This window comes from Desulfomicrobium aestuarii (genome assembly GCF_055385525.1).
This window is the reverse complement of the sequence record NZ_AP042427.1, coordinates 2,212,213-2,238,094: the sequence shown is the minus strand read 5'-3', so window position 1 is coordinate 2,238,094 and position 25,882 is coordinate 2,212,213. Positions and strand designations below refer to the sequence as shown.

At 64.1% G+C, this 25,882-nt stretch carries 21 protein-coding genes; 6 read left to right on the top strand and 15 right to left on the bottom strand.

Features of this window, described 5'->3' with window-relative positions:
- Positions 1-58 precede the first annotated feature (58 nt).
- Positions 59-1,420, top strand: a complete 1,362-nt coding sequence (locus tag ACZ5AC_RS10025; protein ID WP_464247478.1) for an aminopeptidase — start codon at positions 59-61, stop codon at positions 1,418-1,420.
- Between the two features lie 9 nt (positions 1,421-1,429).
- Positions 1,430-3,334, top strand: a complete 1,905-nt coding sequence (selB, locus tag ACZ5AC_RS10020; protein WP_464247477.1) for a selenocysteine-specific translation elongation factor — start codon at positions 1,430-1,432, stop codon at positions 3,332-3,334.
- Between the two features lie 371 nt (positions 3,335-3,705).
- On the opposite strand, the gene ACZ5AC_RS10015 is transcribed toward selB, so the two are convergent.
- The 11 genes from ACZ5AC_RS10015 to tmcD all read right to left on the bottom strand — a co-directional run bounded on the left by ACZ5AC_RS10015 (position 3,706) and on the right by tmcD (position 15,507).
- The gene (locus ACZ5AC_RS10015; protein ID WP_464247476.1) at positions 3,706-5,610 is read right to left on the bottom strand and encodes a hybrid sensor histidine kinase/response regulator; all 1,905 of its coding nucleotides are present in this window, start codon (positions 5,608-5,610) and stop codon (positions 3,706-3,708) included.
- Between the two features lie 260 nt (positions 5,611-5,870).
- Complete coding sequence (gene divK / locus ACZ5AC_RS10010; RefSeq protein WP_464247475.1) at positions 5,871-6,230, bottom strand: DVU0259 family response regulator domain-containing protein; 360 nt, start codon at positions 6,228-6,230, stop codon at positions 5,871-5,873.
- A 19-nt stretch (positions 6,231-6,249) separates the two neighbouring features.
- Positions 6,250-6,690: a response regulator gene (locus ACZ5AC_RS10005; protein ID WP_464247474.1), complete on the bottom strand. Its 441-nt coding sequence runs from the start codon at positions 6,688-6,690 to the stop codon at positions 6,250-6,252.
- Between the two features lie 6 nt (positions 6,691-6,696).
- Entirely contained in the window at positions 6,697-7,638 is a 942-nt protein-coding gene (locus ACZ5AC_RS10000) for a universal stress protein (RefSeq protein WP_464247473.1), read from the bottom strand.
- A 2-nt stretch (positions 7,639-7,640) separates the two neighbouring features.
- Complete coding sequence (locus ACZ5AC_RS09995) at positions 7,641-8,120, bottom strand: hypothetical protein (protein WP_464247472.1); 480 nt, start codon at positions 8,118-8,120, stop codon at positions 7,641-7,643.
- Between the two features lie 178 nt (positions 8,121-8,298).
- Positions 8,299-9,456, bottom strand: a complete 1,158-nt coding sequence (locus tag ACZ5AC_RS09990) for a response regulator (protein WP_464247471.1) — start codon at positions 9,454-9,456, stop codon at positions 8,299-8,301.
- The gene (locus ACZ5AC_RS09985) at positions 9,453-11,765 is read right to left on the bottom strand and encodes a PAS domain S-box protein (RefSeq protein WP_464247470.1); all 2,313 of its coding nucleotides are present in this window, start codon (positions 11,763-11,765) and stop codon (positions 9,453-9,455) included. The genes ACZ5AC_RS09990 and ACZ5AC_RS09985 overlap by 4 nt, the downstream gene beginning before the upstream one ends.
- 79 nt (positions 11,766-11,844) lie before the next feature.
- Positions 11,845-12,219 carry an acidic tetraheme cytochrome c3 TmcA gene (tmcA, locus tag ACZ5AC_RS09980; RefSeq protein ID WP_464247469.1) on the bottom strand — a complete coding sequence of 125 codons (375 nt, stop codon included), beginning with the start codon at positions 12,217-12,219 and terminating at the stop codon, positions 11,845-11,847.
- 13 nt (positions 12,220-12,232) lie between these two features.
- Complete coding sequence (gene tmcB, locus ACZ5AC_RS09975) at positions 12,233-13,552, bottom strand: electron transfer complex ferredoxin TmcB (protein ID WP_464247468.1); 1,320 nt, start codon at positions 13,550-13,552, stop codon at positions 12,233-12,235.
- A 21-nt stretch (positions 13,553-13,573) separates the two neighbouring features.
- Positions 13,574-14,233 (bottom strand): TmcC family electron transfer complex membrane anchor subunit, encoded by a 660-nt coding sequence (tmcC, locus tag ACZ5AC_RS09970; RefSeq protein ID WP_464247467.1) that lies wholly within the window; start codon positions 14,231-14,233, stop codon positions 13,574-13,576.
- A 20-nt stretch (positions 14,234-14,253) separates the two neighbouring features.
- Positions 14,254-15,507: an electron transfer complex subunit TmcD gene (tmcD, locus tag ACZ5AC_RS09965; RefSeq protein ID WP_464247466.1), complete on the bottom strand. Its 1,254-nt coding sequence runs from the start codon at positions 15,505-15,507 to the stop codon at positions 14,254-14,256.
- A gap of 330 nt (positions 15,508-15,837) precedes the next feature.
- Here tmcD and ACZ5AC_RS09960 point away from each other — a divergent pair, with 330 nt between their 5' ends.
- Positions 15,838-16,809 carry an Rrf2 family transcriptional regulator gene (locus tag ACZ5AC_RS09960; RefSeq protein WP_464247465.1) on the top strand — a complete coding sequence of 324 codons (972 nt, stop codon included), beginning with the start codon at positions 15,838-15,840 and terminating at the stop codon, positions 16,807-16,809.
- Between the two features lie 133 nt (positions 16,810-16,942).
- Here ACZ5AC_RS09960 and hrpB read toward each other — a convergent pair whose 3' ends face one another.
- The 4 genes from hrpB to ACZ5AC_RS09940 are packed head-to-tail and all read right to left on the bottom strand — an operon-like array spanning position 16,943 to position 21,841.
- Positions 16,943-19,393 (bottom strand): ATP-dependent helicase HrpB, encoded by a 2,451-nt coding sequence (hrpB, locus tag ACZ5AC_RS09955; RefSeq protein ID WP_464247464.1) that lies wholly within the window; start codon positions 19,391-19,393, stop codon positions 16,943-16,945.
- Positions 19,394-19,396: 3 nt separating this feature from the next.
- Positions 19,397-19,879, bottom strand: a complete 483-nt coding sequence (locus ACZ5AC_RS09950) for a phosphatidylglycerophosphatase A family protein (protein WP_464247463.1) — start codon at positions 19,877-19,879, stop codon at positions 19,397-19,399.
- Positions 19,872-20,483, bottom strand: coding sequence for a Maf family protein (locus tag ACZ5AC_RS09945; protein ID WP_464247462.1), 612 nt, complete (start codon positions 20,481-20,483; stop codon positions 19,872-19,874). The genes ACZ5AC_RS09950 and ACZ5AC_RS09945 overlap by 8 nt, the downstream gene beginning before the upstream one ends.
- Complete coding sequence (locus ACZ5AC_RS09940; protein ID WP_464247461.1) at positions 20,480-21,841, bottom strand: dihydrolipoyl dehydrogenase family protein; 1,362 nt, start codon at positions 21,839-21,841, stop codon at positions 20,480-20,482. Before ACZ5AC_RS09940 ends, ACZ5AC_RS09945 begins: the two co-directional genes overlap by 4 nt.
- A gap of 228 nt (positions 21,842-22,069) precedes the next feature.
- On the opposite strand from ACZ5AC_RS09940, the gene ACZ5AC_RS09935 reads away from it, so the two are divergent.
- The 3 genes from ACZ5AC_RS09935 to hmcB all read left to right on the top strand — a co-directional run bounded on the left by ACZ5AC_RS09935 (position 22,070) and on the right by hmcB (position 25,877).
- Positions 22,070-22,846, top strand: coding sequence for a hypothetical protein (locus ACZ5AC_RS09935; RefSeq protein WP_464247460.1), 777 nt, complete (start codon positions 22,070-22,072; stop codon positions 22,844-22,846).
- A 414-nt stretch (positions 22,847-23,260) separates the two neighbouring features.
- On the top strand, positions 23,261-24,787 hold the full coding sequence (gene hmcA / locus ACZ5AC_RS09930) for a sulfate respiration complex hexadecaheme cytochrome HmcA (RefSeq protein WP_464247459.1): 1,527 nt from the start codon (positions 23,261-23,263) through the stop codon (positions 24,785-24,787).
- Positions 24,788-24,821: 34 nt separating this feature from the next.
- On the top strand, positions 24,822-25,877 hold the full coding sequence (gene hmcB, locus ACZ5AC_RS09925; RefSeq protein WP_464247458.1) for a sulfate respiration complex iron-sulfur protein HmcB: 1,056 nt from the start codon (positions 24,822-24,824) through the stop codon (positions 25,875-25,877).
- Positions 25,878-25,882 lie beyond the last annotated feature (5 nt).

Genomic DNA, 25,882 nt, shown 5'->3' with positions numbered 1-25,882 from the left:
AGCGGGAAGCGATTCCGCTCCCTTTTTTTCGGTTGGGTGGATTTTCGAGGAGAACGCGATGGATGAGGTCTTGAAGTACGCGGCGAAGAGCTGCTGGGAGCGCTACGGTGCAGACGGCGACAGGGCGCGGATGGACGCGCTGGCCGACGAGTTTCTCGAATTCCTGACGCGGTGCAAGACCGAGCGGGAGACCATCGCCTGGGTTCTGGAGCAGGGCGCGGCCGCGGGCTTTTCCGCAGGGCTGTCGGACGGCCTGGCCATGATCCCCTTCCGTTCCAAGGCCGTGCTCCTGGCCCGCCGGGGCAGCGCTCCCCTGTCGCAGGGCCTGCGGCTCATCACCGCCCACGCCGACACGCCGCATCTGGACCTCAAGCAGCACCCGCTGCACGAGGAGTGTCAGGTGGCCCTGATGAAGACCCACTATTACGGGGGCATCAAGAAATACCAGTGGCTGGCCAGGCCCCTGGCCCTGCACGGCACCGTGGTGGCCATGGACGGCCGCGTCGTCCCGGTCTGCATCGGCGAGGACGAGTCCGACCCAGTGTTCACGGTTCTGGATTTGTTGCCGCACCTGGCGCGCAAGCAGCGCGAGGAGACCGTGGAGAAGGCTTTCGTCGGCGAAAAGCTGAACCTGGCCTTCGGCCACGAACCGGCCACGGCCGGCGAGGAGGCCAAGGTCAGGCAGAAGGTCCTCGAACTCCTCCACGAGCGCTATGCCATTCGTGAGGAGGACCTCTTCAGCGCCGAACTGCAGGTCGTGCCCGCAGGCCGGGCGCGTTACGTCGGCCTGGACCGGTCGATGCTGGGCGGCTACGGCCAGGACGACCGGCTGTGCGTGTTTACGGCGGTCAAGGCCTTCCTGGACGCTCCGGTCGGGGAGCACACCCAGGTCCTGCTCCTCTTCGACAAGGAGGAGATCGGCTCCGACGGCGCGACCGGCGCCAAGTCGCGCTTCATGGAGCACGCCCTGGAGGACGTCCTCGACGCCTGGGAGCCGCAGACCCGTCTGCGCCACGTCCTGGGCCGGACCAAGGCCGTGTCGGCCGACGTGCACTGCCCCCTGGACCCGGACTACCAGGACGTGCACGACAAATTCAACGCCTCCCTCCTGGGCCATGGCCCGGTCTTCTCCAAGTTCACGGGCCACGGCGGCAAGTACGGGGCCAGCGAGGCCGACTGCGAGTACGTGGCCTGGTTCCGGGCCCTGCTCGCGGCCGAGGACATCCCCTGGCAGATGGCCGAGATGGGCAAGGTCGACGAGGGCGGCGGGGGCACCGTGGCCAAGGACCTGGCGGTCTACGGCATGGAGATCATCGATTTCGGCCCCGGCGTGCTGTCCATGCACAGCCCCTTCGAGATCAGCTCCAAGGCGGACCTGTACGCGACGGTTCTGGCCTACTCAGCATTCTACCGCAGCTAGGAGGACGGCATGCCTGTCATCATGGGAACGGCCGGGCACATCGACCACGGCAAGACGAGCCTCATCAAGGCCCTGACCGGCATCAACTGCGACCGGCTGGCCGAGGAGCAGAAGCGCGGCATCACCATCGAGCTGGGCTTCGCCTATCTGGACCTGACCCCGGACATCCGCCTGGGCGTCATCGACGTGCCGGGGCATGAGCGGTTCGTGAAGAACATGGTGGCCGGCGCGGCGGGCATCGACTTCGTGCTGCTGGTCATCGCCGCCGACGAGGGCATCATGCCCCAGACCCGCGAGCATCTGGAGATCTGTTCGCTGCTGGGCATCCGGGCCGGGCTCGTGGCCCTGACCAAGACGGACATGGTCGAGGAGGATTGGCTCGAACTGGTGCGCGAGGAGGTCGGGATCTACCTGCAGGGCACCTTCCTGGAGGACGCGCCCATAATGCCCGTCTCGGCCCACACCGGCGCGGGCCTGCCCGAGTTGCGTGCCGCCATCCTGGAACTGGCCACGACGTTTTCCCCGGACCGCCGCTCGGACCTCTTCCGCCTGCCCGTGGACCGCGTCTTCACCATGAAGGGTCACGGCACGATCATCACGGGCACGTCCATTTCCGGCGTCCTGCGCCTGGGCGAGGAGATCGAGATCGTGCCCTCGGGCCACCGCTCCAAGGTGCGCGGCCTGCAGGTCCACGGCGTGACCACGGACACGGCCCGGGCCGGCGAGCGCACGGCCGTGAACCTCTACGGCCTGGAGGTGGCGGACCTGGAGCGCGGCGAGGTCCTGGCCCATCCCCAGACCCTCTTCCCGTCGGCGGTTTGGGACGTGGAGATGACCTGCCTGTCGTCGTCGCCCAACCCCCTCAAGCACCGCACCGAGGTCCATTTTCATCACGGCTCGCGCGAGGTACTGGCGCGTCTCTTCTTCCTCGACCGCGACAAGCTGGAGCCCGGCGAGACGGCCGTCTGCCAGGTGCGTTTCCCCACGCCCCTGCCCGGCGTGTTCGGGGACCGCTGCATCGTGCGCTCCTTTTCCCCTTTGCAGACCGTGGCCGGCGGGCGCATCGTCAACCCCTTGGGCCGTAAGGTCAAACGCCACTCCCGCGAGCTTGAGACCTTGAACTCCCTGGGCGCCATGGGCGGCGAGGAACTCCTCCTGGCCCAGCTGCGCCTGGCCGGCCGAACGGGCCTGACCGTGCCGGAGCTGCGCATCATGACGGACATGGAGTCAAAGCTCCTGGACAAGACCCTGCAGCTCCTGGGCGGCCGGCAGCTCGCCTTCCAGTTCGACCGCGAGGACAAGCGCTATGTCGGCGCCGACGTCCTCGAAACCCTGGGCGCGGAGTGCCTGGCCTACCTCGGCGAGTACCACAAACGCGAACCCATGCGTCAGGGCCTGTCCAGGGCCGAGCTCCTTTCGGGCTTTGGCCGGGCCATGCACCCCAAGCTGGTCCACTTCCTCGTGGAGCGGCTGGTCAAGTCCGGCCAGGTGGTCCTGGAGGGCGACACCCTGCGCCTGCCGGGCCACGTGGTCTCCCTGGCCTCGGACCAGTCGGGCCTGCGTGCGCTGATGGAGTCGGCTTACACCCAGGCAGGCCTCATGCCGCCGACCACCAAGGCCTTCCTGGAAGATAACGGCCTGGCCGCCAAGGACGTGGCCCAGATGTACCGCCTGCTCATGGAGGAGGGCGTGCTCATCAAGGTCAGCGAGGAGTTCTACTACGCAAAGACGGCCATGGACGACATCGTCGCCCGCGTGCGGGGCTTCTTCGAATCCAACCAGGAGATGGGCCCGCAGGATTTCCGAGACCTGACGGAACTGACCCGCAAGTTCGCCATCCCGGTCCTGGAGTACCTGGACAAGGAGAAGATCACCATGCGCATCGGGGACAAGAGGCAGTTACGGAAGAGGTAGAACGTCGGTTTGTTTTGTTCCGTGCGTTCGCAAAATCCCCGCTTTGGCGGGGATTTTGCGTTTTGGGGAGGCTTGGTGCGGAGGCGCGATCCGTCGCAGGCCGGGCAAGGGCTGTCGGAACTTCCTCGCGGGCCTCGTAATGCTTCCCGGCCTTGAGCTTCGGGCAGAGGGCGGGGCGTTGACCGTTTGACGGCCGGGAAGCAAACGATGCCTGGCTCGGTCAAACAGCCGACAGCCCTTGCCCGGCCCGCGACGGACCGCTTGAGGCGGGGCGGAAGGGTGTAAGGAAAGAAAGAGGTGAATGGGGTGCAGGGGGCTTGCCCCCTGCCCGCCGGAGGCATTCTTGCGAAGTTGTACCGAAACCGCCCGGATCAGCGTGGAATCCAGATGCGGAAGACGCTGCCCTGGCCGAGTTCCGAGACCGCGCCGATGCGTCCGCCGTGCTGGTCCACGGCCTTCTTGGCGATGAATAGGCCGAGCCCGGTCCCGCGGGAGCCCTTGGTGGAGAAGAAGACCGTGAAGAGGCGCGAAAGAGTTTCCTCGGACATGCCGGCACCGTTGTCCTCGATCTCGAAGAACACGCCGCTTGCGTCGGGCCGGGCGCGGAACTCCACGAAGCAGTTTCGTGTTTCTTTCAGTTCCCGGCAGGCGTCGACGGCATTTTCGAGGATGTTGACCACAGCGGCGGACAGGACGACCTCGTCTATGCTGAAGTTTCCGAGATTGTCCGAGATGTCCGTCCTGAACTCGACGCCGGCCTCCTCGGCCTTGGGGCGGACGGTTTCGACGACGTGGTCCGCCAGTTTAAGGGCCGCAATCTCCCTCAGCTGTAGTTCGCGTTTCTTGGCGTAGAAGAGGATGTCCAGGACCATGGTCCGGATGCGGCCCACGAGTTCCGTAACCTTGCTCCAGCCGGCCTGGACCTTTTCCTGGTCGCCGCTCTGGAATCCGGAATTGACCTTGTACACGCCCGCGTCCAAGGCCGTGAGGAGCCCTTTGATGCCGTGGGAGAGGGAGGCGATGAGCATGCCCAGGGAGGCAAGGTGGTCCTGCATGCGCACGAATTCTGTGATGTCTGTGGCCATCTCCATGACGGCCTCGATCTCGCCTGCGGCGTTGCGGATGGGCGCGGTCCAGACCACGACGTTCACGGGGTCGCCGCTCTTGCCCCTGACGGTCAGTTCCGCGCGGTGGGACTGGCCGTCCTCGAAGGTCTTGAGGGTCGGGCAGCCGAAGCAGGGACGGGCGTTGTCGCAATAGGCCCGGTAGCAGAACCCCTCGGGCTCGAAGGCGAATTCCTGGCGGAAGCGGCGGTTGGCGGCCTGCACGCGCAGGCTGCGGTCCAGGACTGTGATGTAGCAGGGTGCGTCGTCGAAGAGCTGCTGGAAGCGGTGCCGGGACGCGCGAAGTTCGTCCTGCAGGCGCTGGATTTCGCTGGCCTCGACGATGAGTTCGAGCACGAGGTCGATCTCGCCCGAGGCGCCGCGGATGGGAGCGGTATGGACGGTCACGGAACACAGGGTCTCGTCGGGCCCGAAGACGCCTTCCTGGCTGCGCAGGCCCCGGCCCAGGCGCAGTGTCCGGGCCACGGGGCTGTCCTGCCCGCCCCGGGCATGGGTGGTGTAGATGGAATAGCCGGGGTCGCCGACGCTCGCCTCCATGCGCTCGAGGTATGCGGCGTTGGCCGAGACGATGCGCTGTCTCCTGTCTTGGATGGAAACCATGCACGGCAGGGCGTTGAGCAGTCCCAGGTCGCCTTCGACCTCACCGGACAGCCCCCCGAGGAGTTGCGACATTCCGTCCACGGCTTGCTGAGCGATGTTGCGGCGCTCGATTTCGACGAGCTTGTCCGCCTGGTCGCGGACAAGGGTTTCGAGGTTTTCGGTGTACTCCCGCATGCGCTCGCGCAGGACTATCTTTTCCTCGGCGCGTTTCAGGGAGATTTCGAGGACCTCGGGGCCCACGGGTTTGGAGATGAAGTCGCAGGCGTCGTGCCGCAGGCCTTCGATGGCCACGTCCATGTCGCCGTGCCCGGTGACGAGGATGACCTCGGTCTCCGGCGTTTCGGCCTTGATGGCGCGCAGCAGGTCCAGACCGTCCATGCCCGGCATGCGGATGTCGGTGATGACCACGGGCGGCTTCTCGCGGCGGAAGATTTCCAGGCCTTCGTCACCGTTGGCGGCTTCCAGCACTGCATAGCCGAAGTCCATGAGGGCTATGCCGACGACCTTGCGGATGCCGGGTTCGTCGTCAACAAGCAGCAATCGTTTCTGCATCGGTCAGTATCCCGGTAAGGTCCAATTTCGCGACTCGCCCGGACGCCGGTTTCCGGACGCCCGGCGGAGTTCCGCCACGACGCCTGCCTGACGGCGGCGCAACGCTTCCCTGCCGGGAACATTCCGCCCGGCAAGCGTCGGCCGCGACATTCCTTTCGGTGGCGGCCGAACCGCAGCGCCCTGGCAGGGTGCGCATCCATGCCGGGCATGGATGCGCAAAACGCAATTATCGAACAGCCTCCGAGAAAAGGCAATTCGCTCTAGGGGGTCCCGATGGTATTTTCTACGATCTCGATGACCTGTTCGGGGTTGAACGGTTTGTTGACCGTGGCGACGGCCTTGCGGATGGCCAGGTGGATTCCCGAGAGGCCGCTGATGACCACCACCGGCAGGTCCTTGAATTCGGGCCGCTGGCTGAACTTGCGGTAGAAGCGCGGACCCCATTCCTCGGGCATCTCCAGGTCGAGGGTCAGGAGATCCGGTCTTTCGCGTTCGAGGACTTCCATGGCGCTTTCCCCGCCTTCGGCGGAGCAGGTCTCGTAGCCGCGGTCCTGAAAGATGGAGACCAGGTACTCGACGATGACGGGGTCGTCATCGACGACCATGATTTTCTTGGGCATGAGGAACCTCCACTTCATTCTAGATATCGCCCGACGGTCCGTCGGGCGTTTCGTTCAGGATTCGCCTTGCCTCGCGCAGGATGGACTCGGCTGTCGGCGGTTTTTCGACATAGCCGTCGGCCGAGGCGCCCCCCTCGCCGGCGCTCGTCCGCACGAGCGCCATGGCGTGGGCGAAGGTCGCGTCGTCGATGGCGGAAACGATCATGACCCTGGTCCCGGCCAGATCGGGATCGCCGCGCAGTTCCTGCAACAGTCTGATCCCTCCCTGCTCAGGCATCATGAGGTCAAGGCTCACGAGGTCGGGCCGGTTGGCCCGGATCCAGGCGAGCCCCTCCCTGCCGTTTCTGGCCGTGCCCACGGAGAATCCGGCGGATTCGAAGACGGCCTTGATGAACAGCCGCAGATGCATCTCGTCATCCACGACCAGAACCAGCGGCCGACGGGGCGTTTCGGCGGCCATGCCAGGTTACTCGTGCGCCCTGGGCGGTCCGTATGGGGAAACGTCCACCTTGTCGGGATGGTTCACGCTCAGGACCGGGCACGCCGAGCGCAGGATGACCTGTTCGATGGTGCTGCCCAGCAGCGCCTGCTCCGGGTCGACGTCGCGGGTGTGGTGGGCCATGACGATGAGGTCGGCCTTGTTCTCGCGAGCGTACTTCAGAACTTCGACGTGGGGCACGCCTTCGCGCAGGGCGACGAGGTAGTTGTCGAAGTCGCCCATGTTGGCGATGTACTTTTCCTGAACCTTGTCCTGGGCCTCGGCCAGCTGCTGTTCGATGTAGGCCTGTCCGGCCTCGGCCTCGCCGCCCAGGTCCACGCAGTGGAAGATGTGCAGCCGGCAGCCGATCTCCTTGGCCACGTTGCGGGCGAACTGGAAGGCGTAGTTCGCGGGCTTGCTGAAGTCCGTGGCGACCACGATGTTGGCGAAGTACGACCAGCAGGTCACGCACGGACGGCTGACGACGAGCACCGGGCAGCGCGCGCTCTTGGCCACCTTCTGCATGGTGCTGCCGGCGATGACGCGGTGCCGCATGGCGCCGACGTCCTCGGGTCGGGTATGGGCGCCCATGATGATGAGGCTGGCGTCTTCCTTGCGGGCCTTGCGCAGAATCTCCGTATGCGGGACGCCGGTGGTTGTCTCGAAGACGCAGGAAGGATGGTCCTTGGCCAGCTTTTCGTAGTATTCGGCCATCTCCTCCTTGACGAGGCTGACGAGGTTTTCATCGACCTCGGTCTCCTCTCCGGTCCGGACATCCTTGAAGGTCAGCCCGAATCCGCGTGTCGGAAGCCCGAACACATGGAAGACGTTGAGACGGGACTTGTTCTTGCGCGACAATTCGAATGCCACGCGGGCCGCATCGTCGCAGGTCGCGGAAGCCGAGGTCGCAAATAGAATCTTCTCGAACATAACTACCTCCTTAGCGCACATTCCTGAGGTGCGCCATGAAACGCGAGTTGCCAAATGACGCCGTCGATAAAATCGAAAAGTGTGCATACTGTCTCGAAGCGGAAAGTCTGCACGATGTCGCCGAAGACGACGTGCCTGAGAGTGCCCAGCCGGATGGGGACATCCAGGAGACTTTCCACCTGCCATCCGCGAATTTCTTCGTCGCTGCCGCCCGCCATGCATCCCCGCAGGATATGGTACACTTCGAGCTTTGGCGGTTCCGGGGCTCCGATGATCTCCACCACCCTTGAGAACTCCAGGCGCTCAAGCCCCGAGCCGGAACACCGCTCCGGGTCGGGCCATGCCTTCGACGTCAGGCCCGGCAGGAAATCTGAAAGTCGTTGCAGGTCGGGATAGCGGTGGAGCATCCGCAGGAACCCCCGCAGCGAAAAACCGTCTTCCAGTTCCAGTCTGGCTCCGAGAACCGCAAGGGCGTCGGCCACGATATGCCTTCTGTGATCCTGAAGTTCTCCCGACTGTTTCAGTATGACTTTATTCATGTTTGCGGAGTATTGTTTTTTACATTGTTTTATTTCGATGCACTATTTTAGAAATTTCATATAGTTTTACAATTATCAGGTCAATACTGTGTATGAAAAAAATGCTGAAAATAAAACCATACTATGCATTTTTATTTTCACACTTGCATGGTATGGTTATTATGAATTCAGTTTCGAACTCGCTATTCCGACGTATATTGATGGTTCCGCCGTGGGCCTGCACCGTTTTTTTTACGGCCATGAGGCCCAATCCGGATCCCTTTTCGCCCTTTGTGCTGAAAAATGGCGTAAACAGACGGGGCAGCGAGCTATCCGGTATTCCGCAGCCGTTGTCCGCAACGTGGTAGGATATGGAGTCGGGGTTGGCGTCGATCCAGACCCGGACGCGGCCGCCGGGCTTGTCGGGGCCGAAGCCCGCGGCGGTGCAGGCGTCGAGCGCATTGCCCACCAGATCCATGAGGCAGCGGTGCACGGCCCCGCCATCGAGCATGGCGGGGGCAAGGCCCTCCGGCGTGTCGAGGCGCAGTTCGATTCCGCGCCCGCAAGCGGTGGCACCCAGCAGTTCGACGACCTGCCTGGCGGGCAGGGCGGGGTCCGTCGGCCGGAGATCGAGTTCCTCGACTTTGGCGAAGCGGATCATGTCCAGGGAGAGGTTCTTGAGCTTGCGCACGTTGGCTTCGAGCATCTCCCAGCCCTGCTCAAGATATTCCCGGTGGTCGGAGTCGAGCCCCTGCCTGAGCAGAAAGAGGCTCCCTTCGAGTCCGCTGGCCATGTTCTTGATGGAGTGCGAGAGCCCGGCCACGGTCTGGCCTATGGTCGCCAGCCGCTCCGCGGCCAGGAGGTCGCGGGTCTTTTGCTCGACGAGTTCCTCGAGATGCTCCGTGTGCTCCCGGATGGCCCGGCGCATGGTCCAGCGCTCCCTGGCCCGCGCCAGGGCGATTTCCAGGACGTCGTCATCGATGGGCTTGGTCACGAAATCCGCGGCATCGAGCTTGATGCCCTGGATGGCCAGGCTCAGGTCGCCGTGCCCCGTCATGAGGACCACCTCGGTTTCGGGCTGGACCTCCTTCAAGGCCTTGAGCAACTGGAGACCGTCCATGCCGGGCATCTTGATGTCCGTGAGGACGATGGGGAAAGATTCCTGTCGGAACAGGGCCAGGGCTTCCTCCGCGCTCGACGCAGCCCGCACGTTCCAGCCCGCGTCGGACAGGGATATGCCGAGAACTTTGCGGATGCCATCCTCGTCGTCGATGATCAGCAGCGACATTCTTCTGTTCATAAGATGCCCTCTGCTTGCGGTGCGGGAACGGGCAGCGAGATGATGAAGCGGGTGCCCTTGCCGCGTTCGGACTCCACGGTGATGGAACCGCCGCAGTCCTTGATGATTCCGTAACTGATGGACAGACCCAGGCCCGTGCCCTTGCCGACCCGCTTGGTGGTGAAGAACGGTTCGAAGATCTTCTGCCGAACCCCGGGGGGAATGCCGCAGCCTGTGTCGACGATCTCGGCCACGACGCTTCCGTCCCGGCTGTACGTCTTGAGCGTGATGAGCTTGGGGTCGGTCGGCCGTCCGCCGTCGTCGCGGCCGGAGGTTGCGGCGGGGGCCCATTTTTCTTCGATGGCGTCGCGGGCGTTGATGAGCATGTTGATGAAGACCTGTTCAAGCCGGCTGGAGTCGGCCAGCACCTGCGGGAGGTCCGGATCGAAGGACTGGACCACTTCAATTTCGCGCAGCTTCAACTGCTGGATGAAAATGTCCAGGGCGCGTTTCAGGATTTCGGTCACGTCCACGGGCTCGAGCTTCATGTCGGGCTTGCGGCCGAACTCGCGCAGGTGGTTGATGATCTTGGACGCCCGGTCCACATGGCTTTCGATTTCCGAGGTCAGGGTGGCCAGGATGTCCCTGGCCACTTCGTCGCCGCGTTCGATCTTGCGGCGGATGAAACTCGCGCCGGTCTTGATGACGGAAAGAGGCTGGTTCAGTTCGTGCGCCATGCCGGTGGCCATCTCGCCCAGGGTGGCCATTTTGGAGGCCTGGATGAGCTGCTGCTCCGTTTCCAGGCGCTTGGTCATGTCGCTCGTGGTCACGAGCAGCACCTTCTGCCCGCTGAATTCGGACGGTGAAACGCGTACGGTGACGAAGAGGCGGCGTCCGTCCTTGGCCATGTGGATGACCCGGTCATGCATGCTTTTGGCCGTGAGCTTCTGCCGGAAGGATTCACGGTCGTCCTCGGTGAAGAGAGTCAGGAAATTCCGTCCGACGATCTCGTCCTTTTCGAACCCGTATACGGGTTTGACGGACTCGTTGCAGTCGAGAATGACAAGATCGCTCTCCTGCAGTACGAAAACCGGGTTGGGGATGTTGCGGAAGATGGCCTGGTATTTCCGCTCGCTTTTCTCAAGGTCCGCTTCGAGTTGTTTGCGGCTCGTGATGTCCAGGCACATCTCCATGGCCGCCACGATTTCGCCCTGGGCGTTCTTGATGGGCGAGCTGGTCACCAGCCAGTGGCGGATTTCGCCGTTGGCGTCGTAGCCCGACTCCTCGCTGGTGTAGGACTTCCCCGTCTTGAAGGTGTTCTCCACGGGGCATTGGAGGCATTTCTCCATCCTGCCCTTGTAGGCGTGGTAGCAGGTATCGCCCGGGGTCGGGCGAAACTTGTCCCTGAACTCCTGGTTGTAGCGCAGCAGTCGGAAATTGCGGTCCTGGACCGTGATGATGCACGGCACCAGGGAAAAGAGGGTCAGGTACTCGTCGCGCTGCCTGTTCAATTCTGACTGCTTCTGGCTGATGCTCTTGCCCATGCGTTCGATGGTCTGCACGAGAGTGCCCATCTCGTCGGGCTGGTCGATCTCGATGCGCGTGCAGTTGCCGCCGTCGGCGATGTGCTGGGCGCCGGCGATGAGCTTGCGGATGGGCCGCAGCACGAATCGTCTCATGAACATGAAAATGGCCAGTCCGGTGAGGGTCAGGACGATGACGGTGAAGGCGATGCTGCGGTTTCTGAAGGCCAGGGTTTCCTTGTCCGTAGATTCGAGGGACAGGACCACGTCGATGGCGCCCAGTACCCGGTCGCTCGATGGGTGGAAATGGCAGCTGCCCTCGCAGCCGGGCTCGTTCAGGACAGGAGTGATGATGCCGAGCATCCTCTGGCCGTTTTCCCCCTGGAAGATGCGGGTCCGCGCATCAAGGGGGACCTCTTCCGGGGGGCGCAGGTGCTTGTGGCAGGCCTGGCAGGACTCGTGCGAAATGTCCGTCCTGGTTTCAAGCTCGTTGGGCTTGTTGGAAAACTTGATCGTGCCGATGCCGTCGTAGATGCGCAGGGCCTCGATCCCTTCCTGTCGCCCGACGTTGGTGATGATCTGATTGAGGTCGTCGCGCGAGTTCAGCATCATGGCGTAATGCGTGCCGAGCTTGATGGTAGTGCCCAGACGGTCGACCTCTTCCACGGCGTAGCGCATGAGGATGGACTCCTGATGGCTGATGGCGAAGTACGACATGGCCGCCACGCTCGAAACCAGGGACAGGCCGGCGGTGAGGATGAGCTTCAGGCTCAGGCTTTTCTTGATGAAGGCCCATGGGGTGTTCATGACATCCTCTCGGGGCGGCGGCAGCCGGGGAGTTCCGGCTTGCGGGCGGCTCTACGGCGCGAGCCGCCCGCATGGTACGCTATCTGACGTGGCACTGGCCGCAGGCCAGGGGGCCCTTGCCCTGCGCCTCGTGACAGCCGATGCATTGCCTGTGGTAGGCCCTGTTAAGGTCCGTCGATCCCTTGGCCGGCTGCACCGCATGACAGTCTGCGCACGGCGTGCCCTCGGTCGATGAACTCGTGTCCTTGACGCCGTCGGCGCCGCCGTGATGGCAGGCCGCGCAGTCCTCCACCCCGGCCTTCTCGTTGTGCTGGTCGTGGATAAAGGCCGCGGCCGGCCTGGTCAGGCTGCCGAAGGCGTCGGGGGCGATGGTCTTCATGTCCTCCTGGGAAAATGCCAGTTGGGCACAGACCAGGAATACCGCCGTGGTCAGAATGGGAAGAAAGGTTCTCATCGTTCTCTCTCCTCTAAGCCTCTGGCTTTTCCATGCATTCGTAGATGATGTCGCCGAGGAATTTGATCTGCATGTCGAGATGGTAGGCATGCACAGTGTCCTCCAGACCGCCGTGGCAGTTGTGGCAGGGCGCCACGATGGTGCCGACGCCGGTGGCCTTGAGTTCGTCCGCCTTGGCCTTGCATGCGGCGACCCGCTGGTTCTTGAAGGGCGGACCGCAGTTGATGACGCCGCCGCCTGCGGCGCAGCAGAGGTTGTGCTCGCCGTGGGAAGCCGTCTCGACGATGTCGCCGTCGACGAGGAACCGGACGAGTTCGCGAAGCTTTTCGTGCAGGCCCCGTCCGCGGACCACGTTGCAGGGGTCATGCACGGTCACCGGGCCGGGGTATTTCTTGGCCAGCTTGATCTTGCCGTCGCGCATGAGTTCCCAGAAGAACTCGATGGAGTGGACGACGGGGACCGGATGCCACAGCCAGCCGTCCCAGCGGTTGCCGACGTCGTAGATGGAGCGGAAGGCGTGCCCGCATTCGCCCATGACGATGCGTTTGACCTTGAGCTTCTGGGCGCTCTCGAAATGCCTGCGCTTGAGGCGGCCCATCATCTCGAAGTCTCCCGTGAACATGCACATGTCCGAGTTGTCCCAGCCGGGTTCGGCCGGCATGGTCCAGTCCACACCCGCCGCGTGCATGATGGCCGCGGCCTGGTAGATGAGCTGGGTGCGGAACTTAGGTTCCGGGGCGATGACCGAATAATAGATGTCCGCACCCTCCTTGTCCAAGGGGATGCGCAGATCCGGGAATTCCTCGCGCGCTTCCTCCTCCTGCCACTGCAGGGTGTCGGTCCACTCGTCGTCCTTGACCCACATCTGGTTGTACGTCGCCGAATGGCTGTGAGCCGTGTCCTGAATGTACTGGGGGGTCACGCCGAGCTTGTGGCAGATGCGGCGCATGACGGACATGATATAGCCCGTGTCGATGCCGATGGGACAGTAATGCACGCAGCGCCGGCAGAGGTTGCATTCCGAGTAGGCCAGCTGCGCTAGGCCGTAGATGAAGTCCGGCTCCACCTTGCCGTCCTTCTCGAGCAGGACGTCCAGGGTCTGGCGGACCTTGCCCGCCGGGGTATAGCTTGGGTCGTCCGGATGGGACTGCGCGAAGTGGCAGGCCGTGGCGCACATGCCGCAACGCATGCATGTCTCGGAATAGACTTTGAGGCGGGCGCCCGTCTCGTTCTTCAGGACGGCGTTGACCGTCTTCTGGATTTTTTCGGGAGTGAGCCTGGAAACCCCGCGCCGCAGGCCCACATCCTCAATGAGTCTGTCGTGAATACCCATGTTGTGATCCTCCTTGGGATGTTACCAGTCGCGGGCGTGACGAACGCCGCCGAATTCCGAACCCATGTACGACCTCGTGAACACGGCGAAGACCATGTGCGACAGGCGCGTCCAGGGAATGGCCACGAGCATCAGTTCCCCGGCGAGGATGTGCAGGATGATCATGGTGTCGTAGTCGAGGATCTGGCGGAATGCCAGAAAACCGGTCACGAATGGCGCAAAGACTATGGCCAGGGCGACCCAGTCGGCGGTTTTCGTGATGTAGCGCACGTTGGGGTCCTGCAGTCTTCTGACGGCGAAGAAGACGCACAGGGCGATGACGACTATGGTCAGGTAGTCGCCGATGGGGTCTGGAATGGCCGGGAAGGAGATGCCGAAGAACTGGTCCCACAGCATCACATGGGCCGTGAGGAAGATTGGCACGGCGAAGAGCAGCAGATGAAAGAGAAAGGTCGCCACGGTCAGGGCCGGGTTTCTGCGCCAGCCCAGGGTAGCGAAGGGTGTGATCCAGTGGGCGATGGAACGCAAGGAGTATTTCCAGCTCATGAAGGCGATGGAGGAAGCGTCCTTGGTCTTGGCCAGCCTGTACATGCCGACGAGCCGCCAGGCGGATCCCACGATGAAGGCCGCCCAGGCCAGCCAGGCCAGGGGGCCGGTCACGAATTCATAGATGGTGTTCATGCGTGTATTCTCCTTTGGGCTCAGGCCACCGGGGTCACGACCCGGATGTAGGCGCCCATGTTCATGGCCTTGACGAGCAGCTTGGTTCCGTCCGGGCTGAAGACCGGATCGAAGACCCGTTCGAAGTCCTGGTCCAGGGGGCGTCCGTTGACGACCACGGTCTGGCGTCCGCCTCTCTCCACCTTCACGGCCACGTTGCCGCCCTTGGGGCTCAGTACGGGTTTCCAGGCCATGTCCCAGGTCCCATCCCAGACCTTCCCGTCGACCATGACGCGCCAGTTCCGGTTGTTGTCCGAACCCAGGGCCGCCACGAGCCCGCCGTCGTCCGCCAACGCCAGATCTGTGACCACGGGGAACCTCGCGTTCCAAGGCTTGCCGTTCACGGCCACGGTGAATTCACCGAAGACCGGCGCGACGATGGCCGCCAGGATCTGGCCGTTGCGGCTGAAGGCCTGCTGCCAGCATTGGAAAAAGACGGGTTCCCAAAGGGTCTTGCCTTCCTGGGCCATGCCCCACAACCCGGAGATGCGCACCGGCGCGACGACGCTGCCGGTGGAGGGGTTGAAGCTCGGCTCCCAGACGCAGGCGTACATGTCGGGCCAGGGGGTGCCGTCAACGGCGATGGTGTACTCGTAGAGGCTGGTACGGACCTGGGCTGCAACGCGCCTGCCCGAAGCGTCGAAGGTCGGGGTCCAGGCGTTCAGAAACTTTCTGTCCCAGGCCTGTCCGTCGACGGCGACGCCGAAGACTCCGGCCTGGAATGCGTCCAGGTCGGCGGGCTTGAGGGAGTTGAGCTGCACCACGGCTGTCGATGAGGATCCGTCGGCGGAGAGCAGGCTCTGGTTGAGGTTCTCGAAGAGGTTTTCCCAGGGCGTGCCGTCGATGCACATGCCGTATTCACCTCCGGACTGGATGCAGGCGGCGATGACTGACCCGTCTTTGGAGAACTGCGTTCCCCAGAGGTAGTCGAAACGCTCCTCCCAGGGCACGTCGTCGACGGCGAGAGTCCATTCTCCGTCCTGCTGGACCACGGTCGTGAATCGGCCGTCCGGGCTGAACCGCGGCAGCCAGGCTTTTTCGAAGGTGTTCTCCCAGAGCGAGCCGTTGACGAAGGCCGTGAACGTGCCGTCCTCCAGCCTGGCCAGCGCCGCGAGCCTTTGCCCGTCCGGGGAGGCATGGGCCTCCTCCATCCACATCGCGCCTTCGGGCAGGTCCGTGGAGGCGAGAATTACACGTTTACCCGGCTCCCAATCCCATAAAGCTGGTGAATGCATGTCGTCCTCCCGTTTCCCGCATGTAGTTGCGGGATTTAATTGATTTCCGATGAGAAAAGTTGTTGCCGCGGATGCGGTCTGCCAGTTCGCGTCGGTCGTAAGCATGGGTTGTGTGTCGAAATCTATAGTGACGACGATCGTATTGGCGAAACTTATATCCATATTACCGTTGTTTTTCGGTTATGCAAGCAATTTTTAGTGAATTATTTAATTATACATTGAAAGTATAGTTATGAATTAAAACCATACTTACAATGTGTGGATTTGAATTCTTTCAAATAGTGGATTGATTTATGCCATACCGTCGTGGCATATCTCGACGGAAAATGAATGGATTTCAAAGCATGGACTCCCGTGTTTATCGTCGAGGAGGGTGATTGGATGCGTCTGACGACCAAGGGACGTTACGGAATGCGCCTGGTGCTTGATATCGCGCAGCATGGGGGGAGCGGCCCTGTATCCATGTCAGAGGTTTCCCTCAGGCAGGACATATCGCTCAAGTATCTGGAAAGACTGGTCGGAGAGTTGCAGCGGGCGGGCATCGTCAAGAGCATGCGAGGGAGGGTCGGCGGGCACGTTCTGGCGCTGCCGCCGGAGCGCATAACCGTCGGAGACGTCGTGCGCGCTCTGGAGGGCGAGTCTGCCGACTTGCCATGCGGAAACAACAGGCTGGCGTGTCCGCGTTCCGTGCACTGTCTGACCAGAGCCATCTGGGTGGCCGCGGACCAGGCCATGTTCGAAAAGCTGGATTCGGTGACCGTGCAGGATATCCTGGAGGACGGTCAGAACTGCATGGCCCGCAAGGAGGCGGCCAAGCTGGCCCAACTCAAAATCCCGCAGGATTCGCAGCCTGAGCATCAGAAGCGACGCAAGACAATCCCGAGCAGGGTCTTTCTCCGGAGCGGGGCCCTTCAAACCGCCGCAAATCCGGGCCGCCAGGGAGCGACAAAGACGATTCTGTCGGTGGACGACAACCTCGACATCGTCGAGTACCTCGTCTCTATCTTCCGCGAAAGGGGCTATGCCGCCTATGGCGCCACCAGTGGCGAGGAGGCCATGGAAATCCTCAGGCAGGTCAAGCCGGATCTGATCACGCTGGATCTGGAGATGCCCGAGGAGTGGGGGCCGAAATTTCATCAGCGGTTTTCCGGGATGCCGCAATTCAAGGACATCCCCGTGGTAGTCATCAGCGGGCTGCCGGGCATCCACCGGGCCATCAGGAAAGCCGTGGCCACGCTGAGCAAGCCGTTCAAGCCTGAGGATGTTCTGGAGGTCGTGGAAGCGGCCATCGGGGCGCCGTGATCCGTCGTTCCCGGAGTTTAGGAGGCGTTTTGCCCGGCCCGCGACGGACCGCTTGACGCGTAGCGGAAGGGTGTGAGGAGCGAAAACATGAATGGGGTGCAGGGGACGAGTCCCCTGCCCGCCGGAGGCATTCTTATCTCGGCGTCATGGCTTTTTTGGTCTTGGCCGTGGGCATGGCTGTGGCGGGGTCTTCGGGCCAGGGGTGTTTGGGGTAGCGGCCGCGCATTTCGGCGCGCACGAGGGGGTAGCCGTTCTTCCAGAAGGAGGGCAGGTCGCGGGTGACCTGCAGGGGGCGGCCGGCGGGGGAGAGCAGGTGCAGGACGAGGGGGTATTGGCCGCCTGCCAGGGTGGGGGTGTCGGCGCAGCCGAACATTTCCTGGAGTTTGACAGGCAGGACGGGGCCGGATTCCGGCGAGTAGTCGACGCGGCGCCGGGCGCCCGAGGGGACGTCGAGGTGTTCCGGGGCCAGGCGGTCCAGGAGTTTGAGTTTTTCCCATCCGATGAGGTTTTTCAGGGCCTCCAGGAGCGGCACTTTGGCGAGGTCCGCCGTGGAGCGCGCGCCGGCGGCGAAGGGGCTGAGCCAGTCGGCCAGGGAAGCCCGGAGGGCAGCGTCGGACATGTCGGGCCAGGTTGTCTCGTCGAGGCCGCGCAGAAAGCGAACGCGGTCGCGCAGGGCGCGGCACTGGTCATCCCAGGGTAGGCGCGAGACGTCCTTGAGTCCGGCCAGGAGGGCTCCGGTCACGGCATCCTGGTCGGCGGCCAGAGGTTCATCCCGCAGGCAGAGCGCGTCGAGCATCAGCTTTCGACGGCTGATTACGCGGTCGAGGAGCGGGTCGAAGCGCACCTCGTCCTCGAAGCGCATGAGATTTCCGAAATGTTTGTGCAGTTCCTGCCAAGAGAGCGGGGCAGCCTGCCAGATCCGGGCGTTGTCGGCGCTGCCGTCCAGTTGCGCCACGGCCAGGAATTCGTGGCCCGACAGGGTGCTCGGTCCCGGCCAGACGGCCTTACGGCCGCTCGTCAAACGGTAGGACCCGTCCTCCTGGCGGCGCGCGATGCGGTCCGGGTAGGCCAGGGAAGTCAGGAGGCCGACGGCTTCGGGGTCGACGGGCCCGGGTTTGACGGAGGCGAGCCGTGCGATCTGCTCCATGGAGGCACGCAGCGTGTCGGAGAGTACCCGCGGCCGCACGGCTTCGCGCAGGTCCGGGGATGAGCGCATGATGCGGCCCGGTTCGCCCAGGATGGCGGCCAGGTGGGCCGCGGTGGGGCCTTGGCCAATGCGTTTGGCTGCGAGGACCATGTGCGCCAGGCGCGGGTGCAGGGGCAGGGCGGCCATATCGCGGCCGTGGGTTGTGATGCGCCCGGCGTCGTCGAGGGCGCCGAGTTCCCGCAGGAGGCGTCTGGCGCTCAGGAAATTTCCGGCCGGCGGCGGGGTCAGCCACGCGAGGTCCGCGGGGGAGGCCGCGCCCCACAGGGCCAGGTCGAGGGCCAGGGGGGTGAGGTCGGCCTCCAGCATTTCCGGGGCGGGGAAGGGTTTGCGGCTGACCTCGTCGGCCGGGTCCCAGAGGCGCAGGCACACGCCCGGCCCCGTGCGGCCGGCGCGGCCCTGCCGTTGGGCCACGGTGGCCAGGGAGGCGGGCTCGGTGACCAGGACCGTCATGCCGCTTCTGGGGTCGAAGCGGGGCAGGCGGGCCAGGCCGCTGTCGATGACGACGCGCACTCCCTCGATGGTCAGGGATGTTTCGGCGATGGCCGTGGCCAGCACGACCTTGCGGATGCCCGGCGGGGGCGGGGCGATGGCCCTGTCCTGATCGGAGGCGGTCAGGGCGCCCAGGAGCGGGTGGATCTCCACGCCGGGCGAGGGCGTGCCGAGGAGTTCCTCCGTGCGGCGGATTTCGCGGGCTCCGGGCAGGAAGGCCAGAATGCTTCCCGTTTCCGTGGCCAGGGCCAGGGAGATGGCGCGGGCCATGCGCTCCTCGACGAAGCGTTCGGGCAGGCGCAGGTAGCGGGTCTCAACCGCGTGGGCCTGTCCAGGGCAGGACAGGATGCGGCATGGGGCCAGGAGGGCAGCCACGGCCTCCACGTCGAGGGTGGCTGACATGACGGCCAGGCGCAGGTCGGGCCGCAGGGCGGCGCGGACTTCCAGGCACAGGGCCAGGCCCAGGTCGGCCTGGAGGCTTCTTTCGTGAAATTCGTCGAAGATGACGCAGGCGTAGCCCGTGAGTTCGGGGTCGTGCTGCAGCATGCGCGTCAGGATGCCCTCGGTCACGACCTCCACGCGCGTGGCGGCCGAGACCCGGATGTCCAGGCGCGTGCGGTAGCCGACGCGCTCCCCGGCCTTCTCCCCCAGCAGGCCCGCCATGTGCCGCGCAGCGGCGCGCGCGGCCAGGCGCCTGGGTTCGAGCATGAGGATCTTGCGCCCGGCGGCCCAGGGGGCGTCCATGAGGGCCAGGGGGATGCGCGTGGTCTTGCCGCTGCCCGGCGGGGCGTGAACCACGCAGGCCGTGTCCGTGCGCAGGGCTTGAGACAGCTCGGTCAGGACTGCGTCAATGGGCAGCGGGGGCAGAGGCGGGAGCGTGGGCGTCATGGCCTAGAACAGGGCGCGGCAGACCAGCAGGACGAGCAGCGCGTACAGGCCGGCGAACCCGTCGTCGATCATGATGCCCCAGCCTCCGGGCAGCCAGCGCTCCGAGGCCCGCACGGGCCAGGGCTTGGCGATGTCGAAGAGGCGGAAGAGCAGGAAGGCCGGGACCATCCACAGCGGCTCGGCGGCGCCCAGGGGGAGCAGGGCGATCCACTGCCCCCACAGTTCATCCACCACCACGCAGGACGGGTCCTTGCGGCCCAGGAATTTTTCGGTCCGCCCGGCACACCAGGCTCCGACGGGAAAGAGAACGGCCAGGACCGCAAGCCGCGCCCAGAGAGGCAGGGGCAGGAACAGGAAGGGGGCCGCGGCGGCGGCCGCCAGGGAGCCCCACGTGCCCGGGGCCTTGGGCATGCGCCCGGCCGGACCGAGGGTGGCCAGCTGGGCTGCCAGCCGGGAGGAGAGCGGTTCGGGTTTGGTTTCAGGCATCTGCCACTCCGACGGCTCCGATTTCCAGGAGGATGTTCAGCACAGAGCGCAGGGGCAGGCCGACCACGTTGGTGTAGGATCCCTGCACCTCGTCCACGAGGAAGGCGCCGATGCCCTGGATGCCGTATGCGCCGGCCTTGTCCATGGGTTCGCCCGTGGCCACGTAGGCCGCGAGCATTTCCGGGGAGTTGTCGGCCATGTGCACCCTGGTCGTCACGGTGCGGCAGACGGTCAGGGCGTCGCGGTCGCACAGGACGCAGAAACCCGTGATGACCTCGTGCCAGCCGCCGGACAGGGACCAAAGCATGTCGACGGCCTCGCGGCGGTCCTGCGGCTTGCCGAGGATGTCGGTTCCCCGGACCACGATGGTGTCGGCCGAGAGTACGACCTTGTCGGGGTGGCGGGCGGCGATGTCGGCGCCCTTGATGCGGGCCATGCGGGCCGCGTAGTCGGACGGGGTTTCGACGGGTTCGGGCGCGGGCTCCTTCACGGCGCTGGGGACGACCTCGAAATGCAGCCCCTGCCCGGCCAGCAGGGCCTGTCGGCGGGGCGAGGCCGAGGCCAGGACCAGGGGCCTGCGGGCGCGGAACGGGCCCTGGCTCACTTGTCCTCCAGGGGGGCGGTCAGGGCGTCTCGCAGGCTCTCGTCCAGGGTCGGGTGGGCGAAGATGTGCTCGTGGGCCGTGGCGCGGGTCCAGCCGTCGCGGACAATGATCTCGGCCAGGGTGACCAGGTGCGAGGCTCCGTGCCCCACGGCGCTCAGGCCCCGCAGCACGCCGTCGGACCACACGGCCTTGACCAGGCCCTGGGCCTGTCCGTGGGCCTGGGAGATGGGGTTGGCCCCGAGGTTGGCGCGTGAGATCTGGACGGGCTTGCCTGCGGCCGCCAGTTCGGCGGCGGTGGCGCCGGCACGCATGACCTCGATGGAACCGTAGATGCAGCCCGGTATGGGCCCCGGTTCGTAGGGCGCGGTCGACTCGCCAAGGGCGTGACGCACGGCGTAATGTCCCTGGTGCTCGGCGGCGTGGGCCAGGAGGGTGCGGCCGTTGACGTCGCCTACGGCGTAGATGTTCGGCGCGGCCAGAAGGCAATCATCGGTGGCGACCCAGCCCGCTCCGCGCGTGGAGATTCCGGCTTTCCCTAGCCCGAGCCCGGCCGTGTTGGGCTTGCGGCCCACGGCCACGAGGGCCTTGGCGGTGCGGATCTCCGTGCCGTCCTCCAGCCGGGTCAGCACCGCGTCCCCTTCGTTGACGATCCCGGCCACGCGTTTGCCCGTGAAGATGTTCCACTTCCTGCGCTTGAGCATCCCGTGCAGGGCCTGGGCGATCTCCTCGTCCTCGGCCGGGGCGATGCGCGGCGCAGCCTCGACGAGGTCGATGCGCGTCCCCAGGCGGTTCCAGAAGTCGGCCATTTCCAGGCCGATGGCCCCGGCGCCGATGACGGCCAGACTCTCGGGCACCTCCTCGAGATCCAGCAGATCCGTGGAGTCGAGGATGCGCTCATGGTCCGGCTCAAGGCCCGGGAACCAGTTCGATGAGGAGCCCGTGGCGATGATGAGCCAGGAGAAGGACAGCTCGTGCATCGATTCGCCGGCGACACGCAGGGTCGTGGTCCCCGTCAGCTCGGCCGCTCCCCGGATGAGAGTCACGCCGTCTTTTTCGAGGCGGGAGGACATGGCCTTGTGGGTGGCAGAGACGAAGGCGCCCTTGCGTTTTTTCAGAGCGGGCATATCAATTTCGATGGACCCGCTGCACAGGCGCAGCCTTGATTGGGCATGCAGCCCCTCAAGGGGCGCGGTGGCGCCGAGGTAGAGCTTGGTGGGGATGCAGCCCCAGTTCAGGCACGTGCCGCCGAGGTGCTCTTTTTCTATGAGGGCGACCGTTTTTCCTCTTTGACTGGCGAGAAGAGCTGCGGCATAACCGCCCGGTCCCGCCCCGATGACAATGATGTCAAAATGGCTCATGGAAATACCCGCTGAGGCTGTAGTTGGGATTCGTGAACGAAGCTCACATGCCTAATCCGAAGCAGGGCGGAACTCAACCCTCAGGACAGTCCGGCAGACCACGCCCGGACAGCGGTCGCCCGCGACGTCGACGGACATGACACTGACGCCCGGCCCGGCCGTGACGGAACTTCCCGATTTCAGACGTTATGTCGCCGCAGGCCAAGGCCAGGGCGACACGGAGATACGATGCAGGAGAATCAGAAGAACAAAAGCGGGGGGAAAAGAAAAGGAGTCGCCTCGCTCTTCGACGATTACGAGATCAAGGACCTTTTCAAGCGCTTCATCCAGTTGCTCGTGGTGGTCGAGGTGCTCATCTTCCTTGTCTGCTGGGTCTATCAGCTGGGCATCGACGAGGTGGCCGTCACCGGCAAGCCCGTCGACATCCCCTTCCCCTGGAAGGCCTATTTCCTGGTGTCCTTCGCCGCGCCCGTGGCCCTGACCTTTCTGACCGGGATCGTCGTCGTGGCCTTCAACTCCTTCCTCTACGGACAGCGCGGCCAGGCCATCTTCAAGGAGGACGGCCTCGAGGGCTTTGCGGCCAAGGTGGCCAAGACGGCCAACTTCTGCTTCCAGCTGCCTTTCCTGCTCACGCTTCTGCTGCTCGGGGCCCTCATCGGCGTGGTCTACAACATGGGCGCGATCATGGATTTCCTGGCCCGCTTCGGCGAGGCAGCCTCCAAGTTCCTGCTCATCGGCCTGGGTTGCGTCCTCGCGGCGGGCACCATCTTCGGTGTCGTGCGCATGGTGCTCAACTACAAGCTGCGCAAGAAGAACATGGAATACGACTACAAGCGCGAGGTCATGGACCGCCTTGGCATCGCCATCCTCGACGAGCGGACCATGATCGACAGCCAGGGCAAGGTCGTGGCGCCGCGGCAGATCGATGTCACGGCCGAACCCCCTCGGGTCCTGCCCTCCGCCCCGGCCGACGACGTGGCGGGTGAAAAGCCCGAATGCCTCTGACGGCCGGCAGGACGCTGAGTCCTGCCGGCATCCCGAAAAGTTCTCCCCTGACCGGCTTTTGGCCGGTTTTTTTTCGCCTGCGCTTTACGGGGGAGCGGCCTTCAAGTCGAGACGGCGTCTGCGGCGTGACGGAGCGCCCGACCTGCGTAAACTCAGCGAGCTGATTGTGAAAAAAATAATGAAGTCTTGACGCGTCCGCCCTTATTCTATACCTCTGTGGTCGGAAAAAATCATACCGATTTGGTCTGGTTGGAGCCGATCTGTCCTCGGGATGTCGATTCGGGCCTGCGGAACCATGTTTTTTCCGGTACAGAGGATGGTGCTGGGGGGCGAAGCCTCCGGGCGAGGGAGGTTTCCGGGATTTTCCGGGGTGGATTTCAACAAAGGAATTTTCACATGGAGAAGGGAAGACCAATGCTGCGATGGATCGGAATCCTGTGCGTAAGCATGGCTGTGGCTGGATTCGGTCTGAACGCTCTTGGGGGAAAGCAGGAACTGGTCGAAACGAAGCGATTGGGCGCTGATCTCGTCACCATCGACACGCTCAAGAAGTTCGGAAAGCTCGAGTATCCAGTGGTCCGGTTCGAGCACGACAAGCACACCAAGGCCGTCGAAGGGAAGTGCGAATCCTGCCACAAGGTGACCGGAAACACGGTCACAGCCAAGTTCAAGCGCGAAGAAGACACGACTGCTGCCGCAATCAAGGCCGTTTACCACGACAACTGCATCAAGTGTCACACGGACACGTCCAAGGCCGGCAAGAAGAGCGGGCCCGAGAGCGGACAGTGCGGGACCTGCCACGCCGGACCTGCGGAAACTTCCCGCACGCTTCCGACTTTCGACAAGTCCCTGCATTACAGGCACCAGTCCTCGAAGATGGTCCCGGCTCCCGCGGGCCAGAAGGACAACTGCTCCAAGTGCCACGCTCAGGACAAGCCGGAGAAGCGCAATCTTTCCTTCGCCGAAAACAAGGAACAGTCCCACGAGAAGTGCATGTCCTGCCACATGGAGATCGCCAAGGCCAAGCAGCCCAGTGGTCCCGTGGAATGCGCCGGCTGCCATGACGCTTCCGTCCGCGCCACTTTCAAGAAGGTTGCCGACGCGCCCAGGCTCGAGGCCGGTCAGACCGACTTCGCCCTTCTCATGGCCAAGCCCGCCAAGCCCGCTGCTGAGCCGGCTCTCATCAACGCCGTGCCCTTCAACCACAAGAAGCACGAAGAGAAGAACGAAAACTGCTCGGTCTGCCATCATAACGCCTCAACCAAGGGCTTGGTGGCCTGTTCCGAGTGCCATACCTCTCTGGGCAAGGAAGAGGGCGCCTTCATCACCACCGATCAGGCCATGCACAGCGTGACCGCCAAGGCCAGCTGCGTGGGCTGCCACGCCAAGACCCAGGACAAGAAGCAGTGCGCCGGCTGTCACACCTTCATGGGCCGCACCGGCCAGAAGACCGAGGCCAGCTGTACCAAGTGCCATGTCAGCATCACCGCCGGCCCCGACCTGCTCCAGGACAAGACCGGCAAGGTCAACACCGCGGCCATGATCTTCGAGTCCCGCGCCAAGGCCGACACTGTTGTCAAGGTCGACGAGATTCCCGAAACCATCGAGATCGGCGTTCTGGCCAACGAATACCAGGCCAGCAAGTTCCCGCACCGCAAGATCGTGCAGAAGATCATGGAAGGCATGAAGGACGACGCCATGGCTGCGTACTTCCACTCCAGCCCCAACGCCGTCTGCTCCGGTTGCCATCACAACAGCCCCGCTTCGGCCAACCCGCCCAAGTGCGTGAGCTGTCACGGCAAGGGTGCCGGCCCCCTGACTGAGGCCAAGCCCGACCTGAAGACCGCCTATCACCAGCAGTGCATCGGCTGTCACAAGGAAATGGGAATCGAGAAGCCGGCCGCAACCGCCTGCACAGAATGTCATGCCGCTAAAAAGTAACCTGCCTGCAAGGTCTTAATAACGAGGAGCTATTATGAAACGCAGAAAATTCATTGGCATGCTGGCTGGCGCAGGGGCCTGTTTGGCGGCGTCTTCGGCCAGTGCCGGTGGAACTCATCATTTCAAGGGATATCCCGAAAGCTTTGGGGTGCTCTTCGACAGCACCAAGTGCATCGGCTGCAGAAAGTGCGAAGCCGCGTGCAATAAGGTCAACGAACTGCCGGCCCAGCCCGTGCCCTTCGACGATCTGACAGTCATGGACAAGAGGCGTCGTACGCACCACGACACCTTTACCGTGGTCAACAAGTACATGGTCGGCGACAAGCCGGTGTACCGCAAGCAGCAGTGCAACCACTGTCTCGAGCCGGCCTGCGCGTCGGCCTGCTTCGTCGGCGCCTTCAAGAAGGACAAGACCGGAGCCGTGAGCTACGACGCTCACAAGTGCGTGGGCTGCCGCTACTGCATGGTGGCCTGCCCCTTCGAAATCCCGACGTACGAATACCACGACCCGATCACCCCCCGGGTGCGCAAGTGCACCATGTGCCAGCCGCGTATCGAGGAGGGCAAGCTCCCCGGCTGCGTCGAGGACTGCCCCAAGGGCGCCCTGGTCTTCGGCCGCCGCGAGGATCTGCTGGCCATCGCCCGCGAGCGCATCCGCAAGCATCCCGACATGTACATCGACCACATCTACGGCGAGAACGAGATGGGCGGCACGAGCTGGCTCTACATCTCCGGCGCGCCCTTCACGCAGATCGGCATGCGCGAGGATCTGGGCATCACGCCCGCCCCTCAGTTCACCTCCGGCCCCCTGGGCGTGGTCCCGGCCATCGTCGGCCTGTGGCCGATGTTCCTGACGGGCGCCTATGCGCTGACCAAGCGCAAGGAGAAGATCGCCGAGGAAGAGCAGCACCACGCCGTGGCAGAGGCCGTGGCCGAAGCCCAGGCCGAGGCGGCCAAGAAGCTCAAGACGGCCATGGACAAGGCGGAAAAGGACAAGTTGTCGGCCATCGACAAGGAAGTGAAAAAAGCGCTCAAGGAAGCGGAAGAGGCTCGCAAGAAAGCCGAAGCCGCCGACGCGGGCGAGCAATAAGGAGT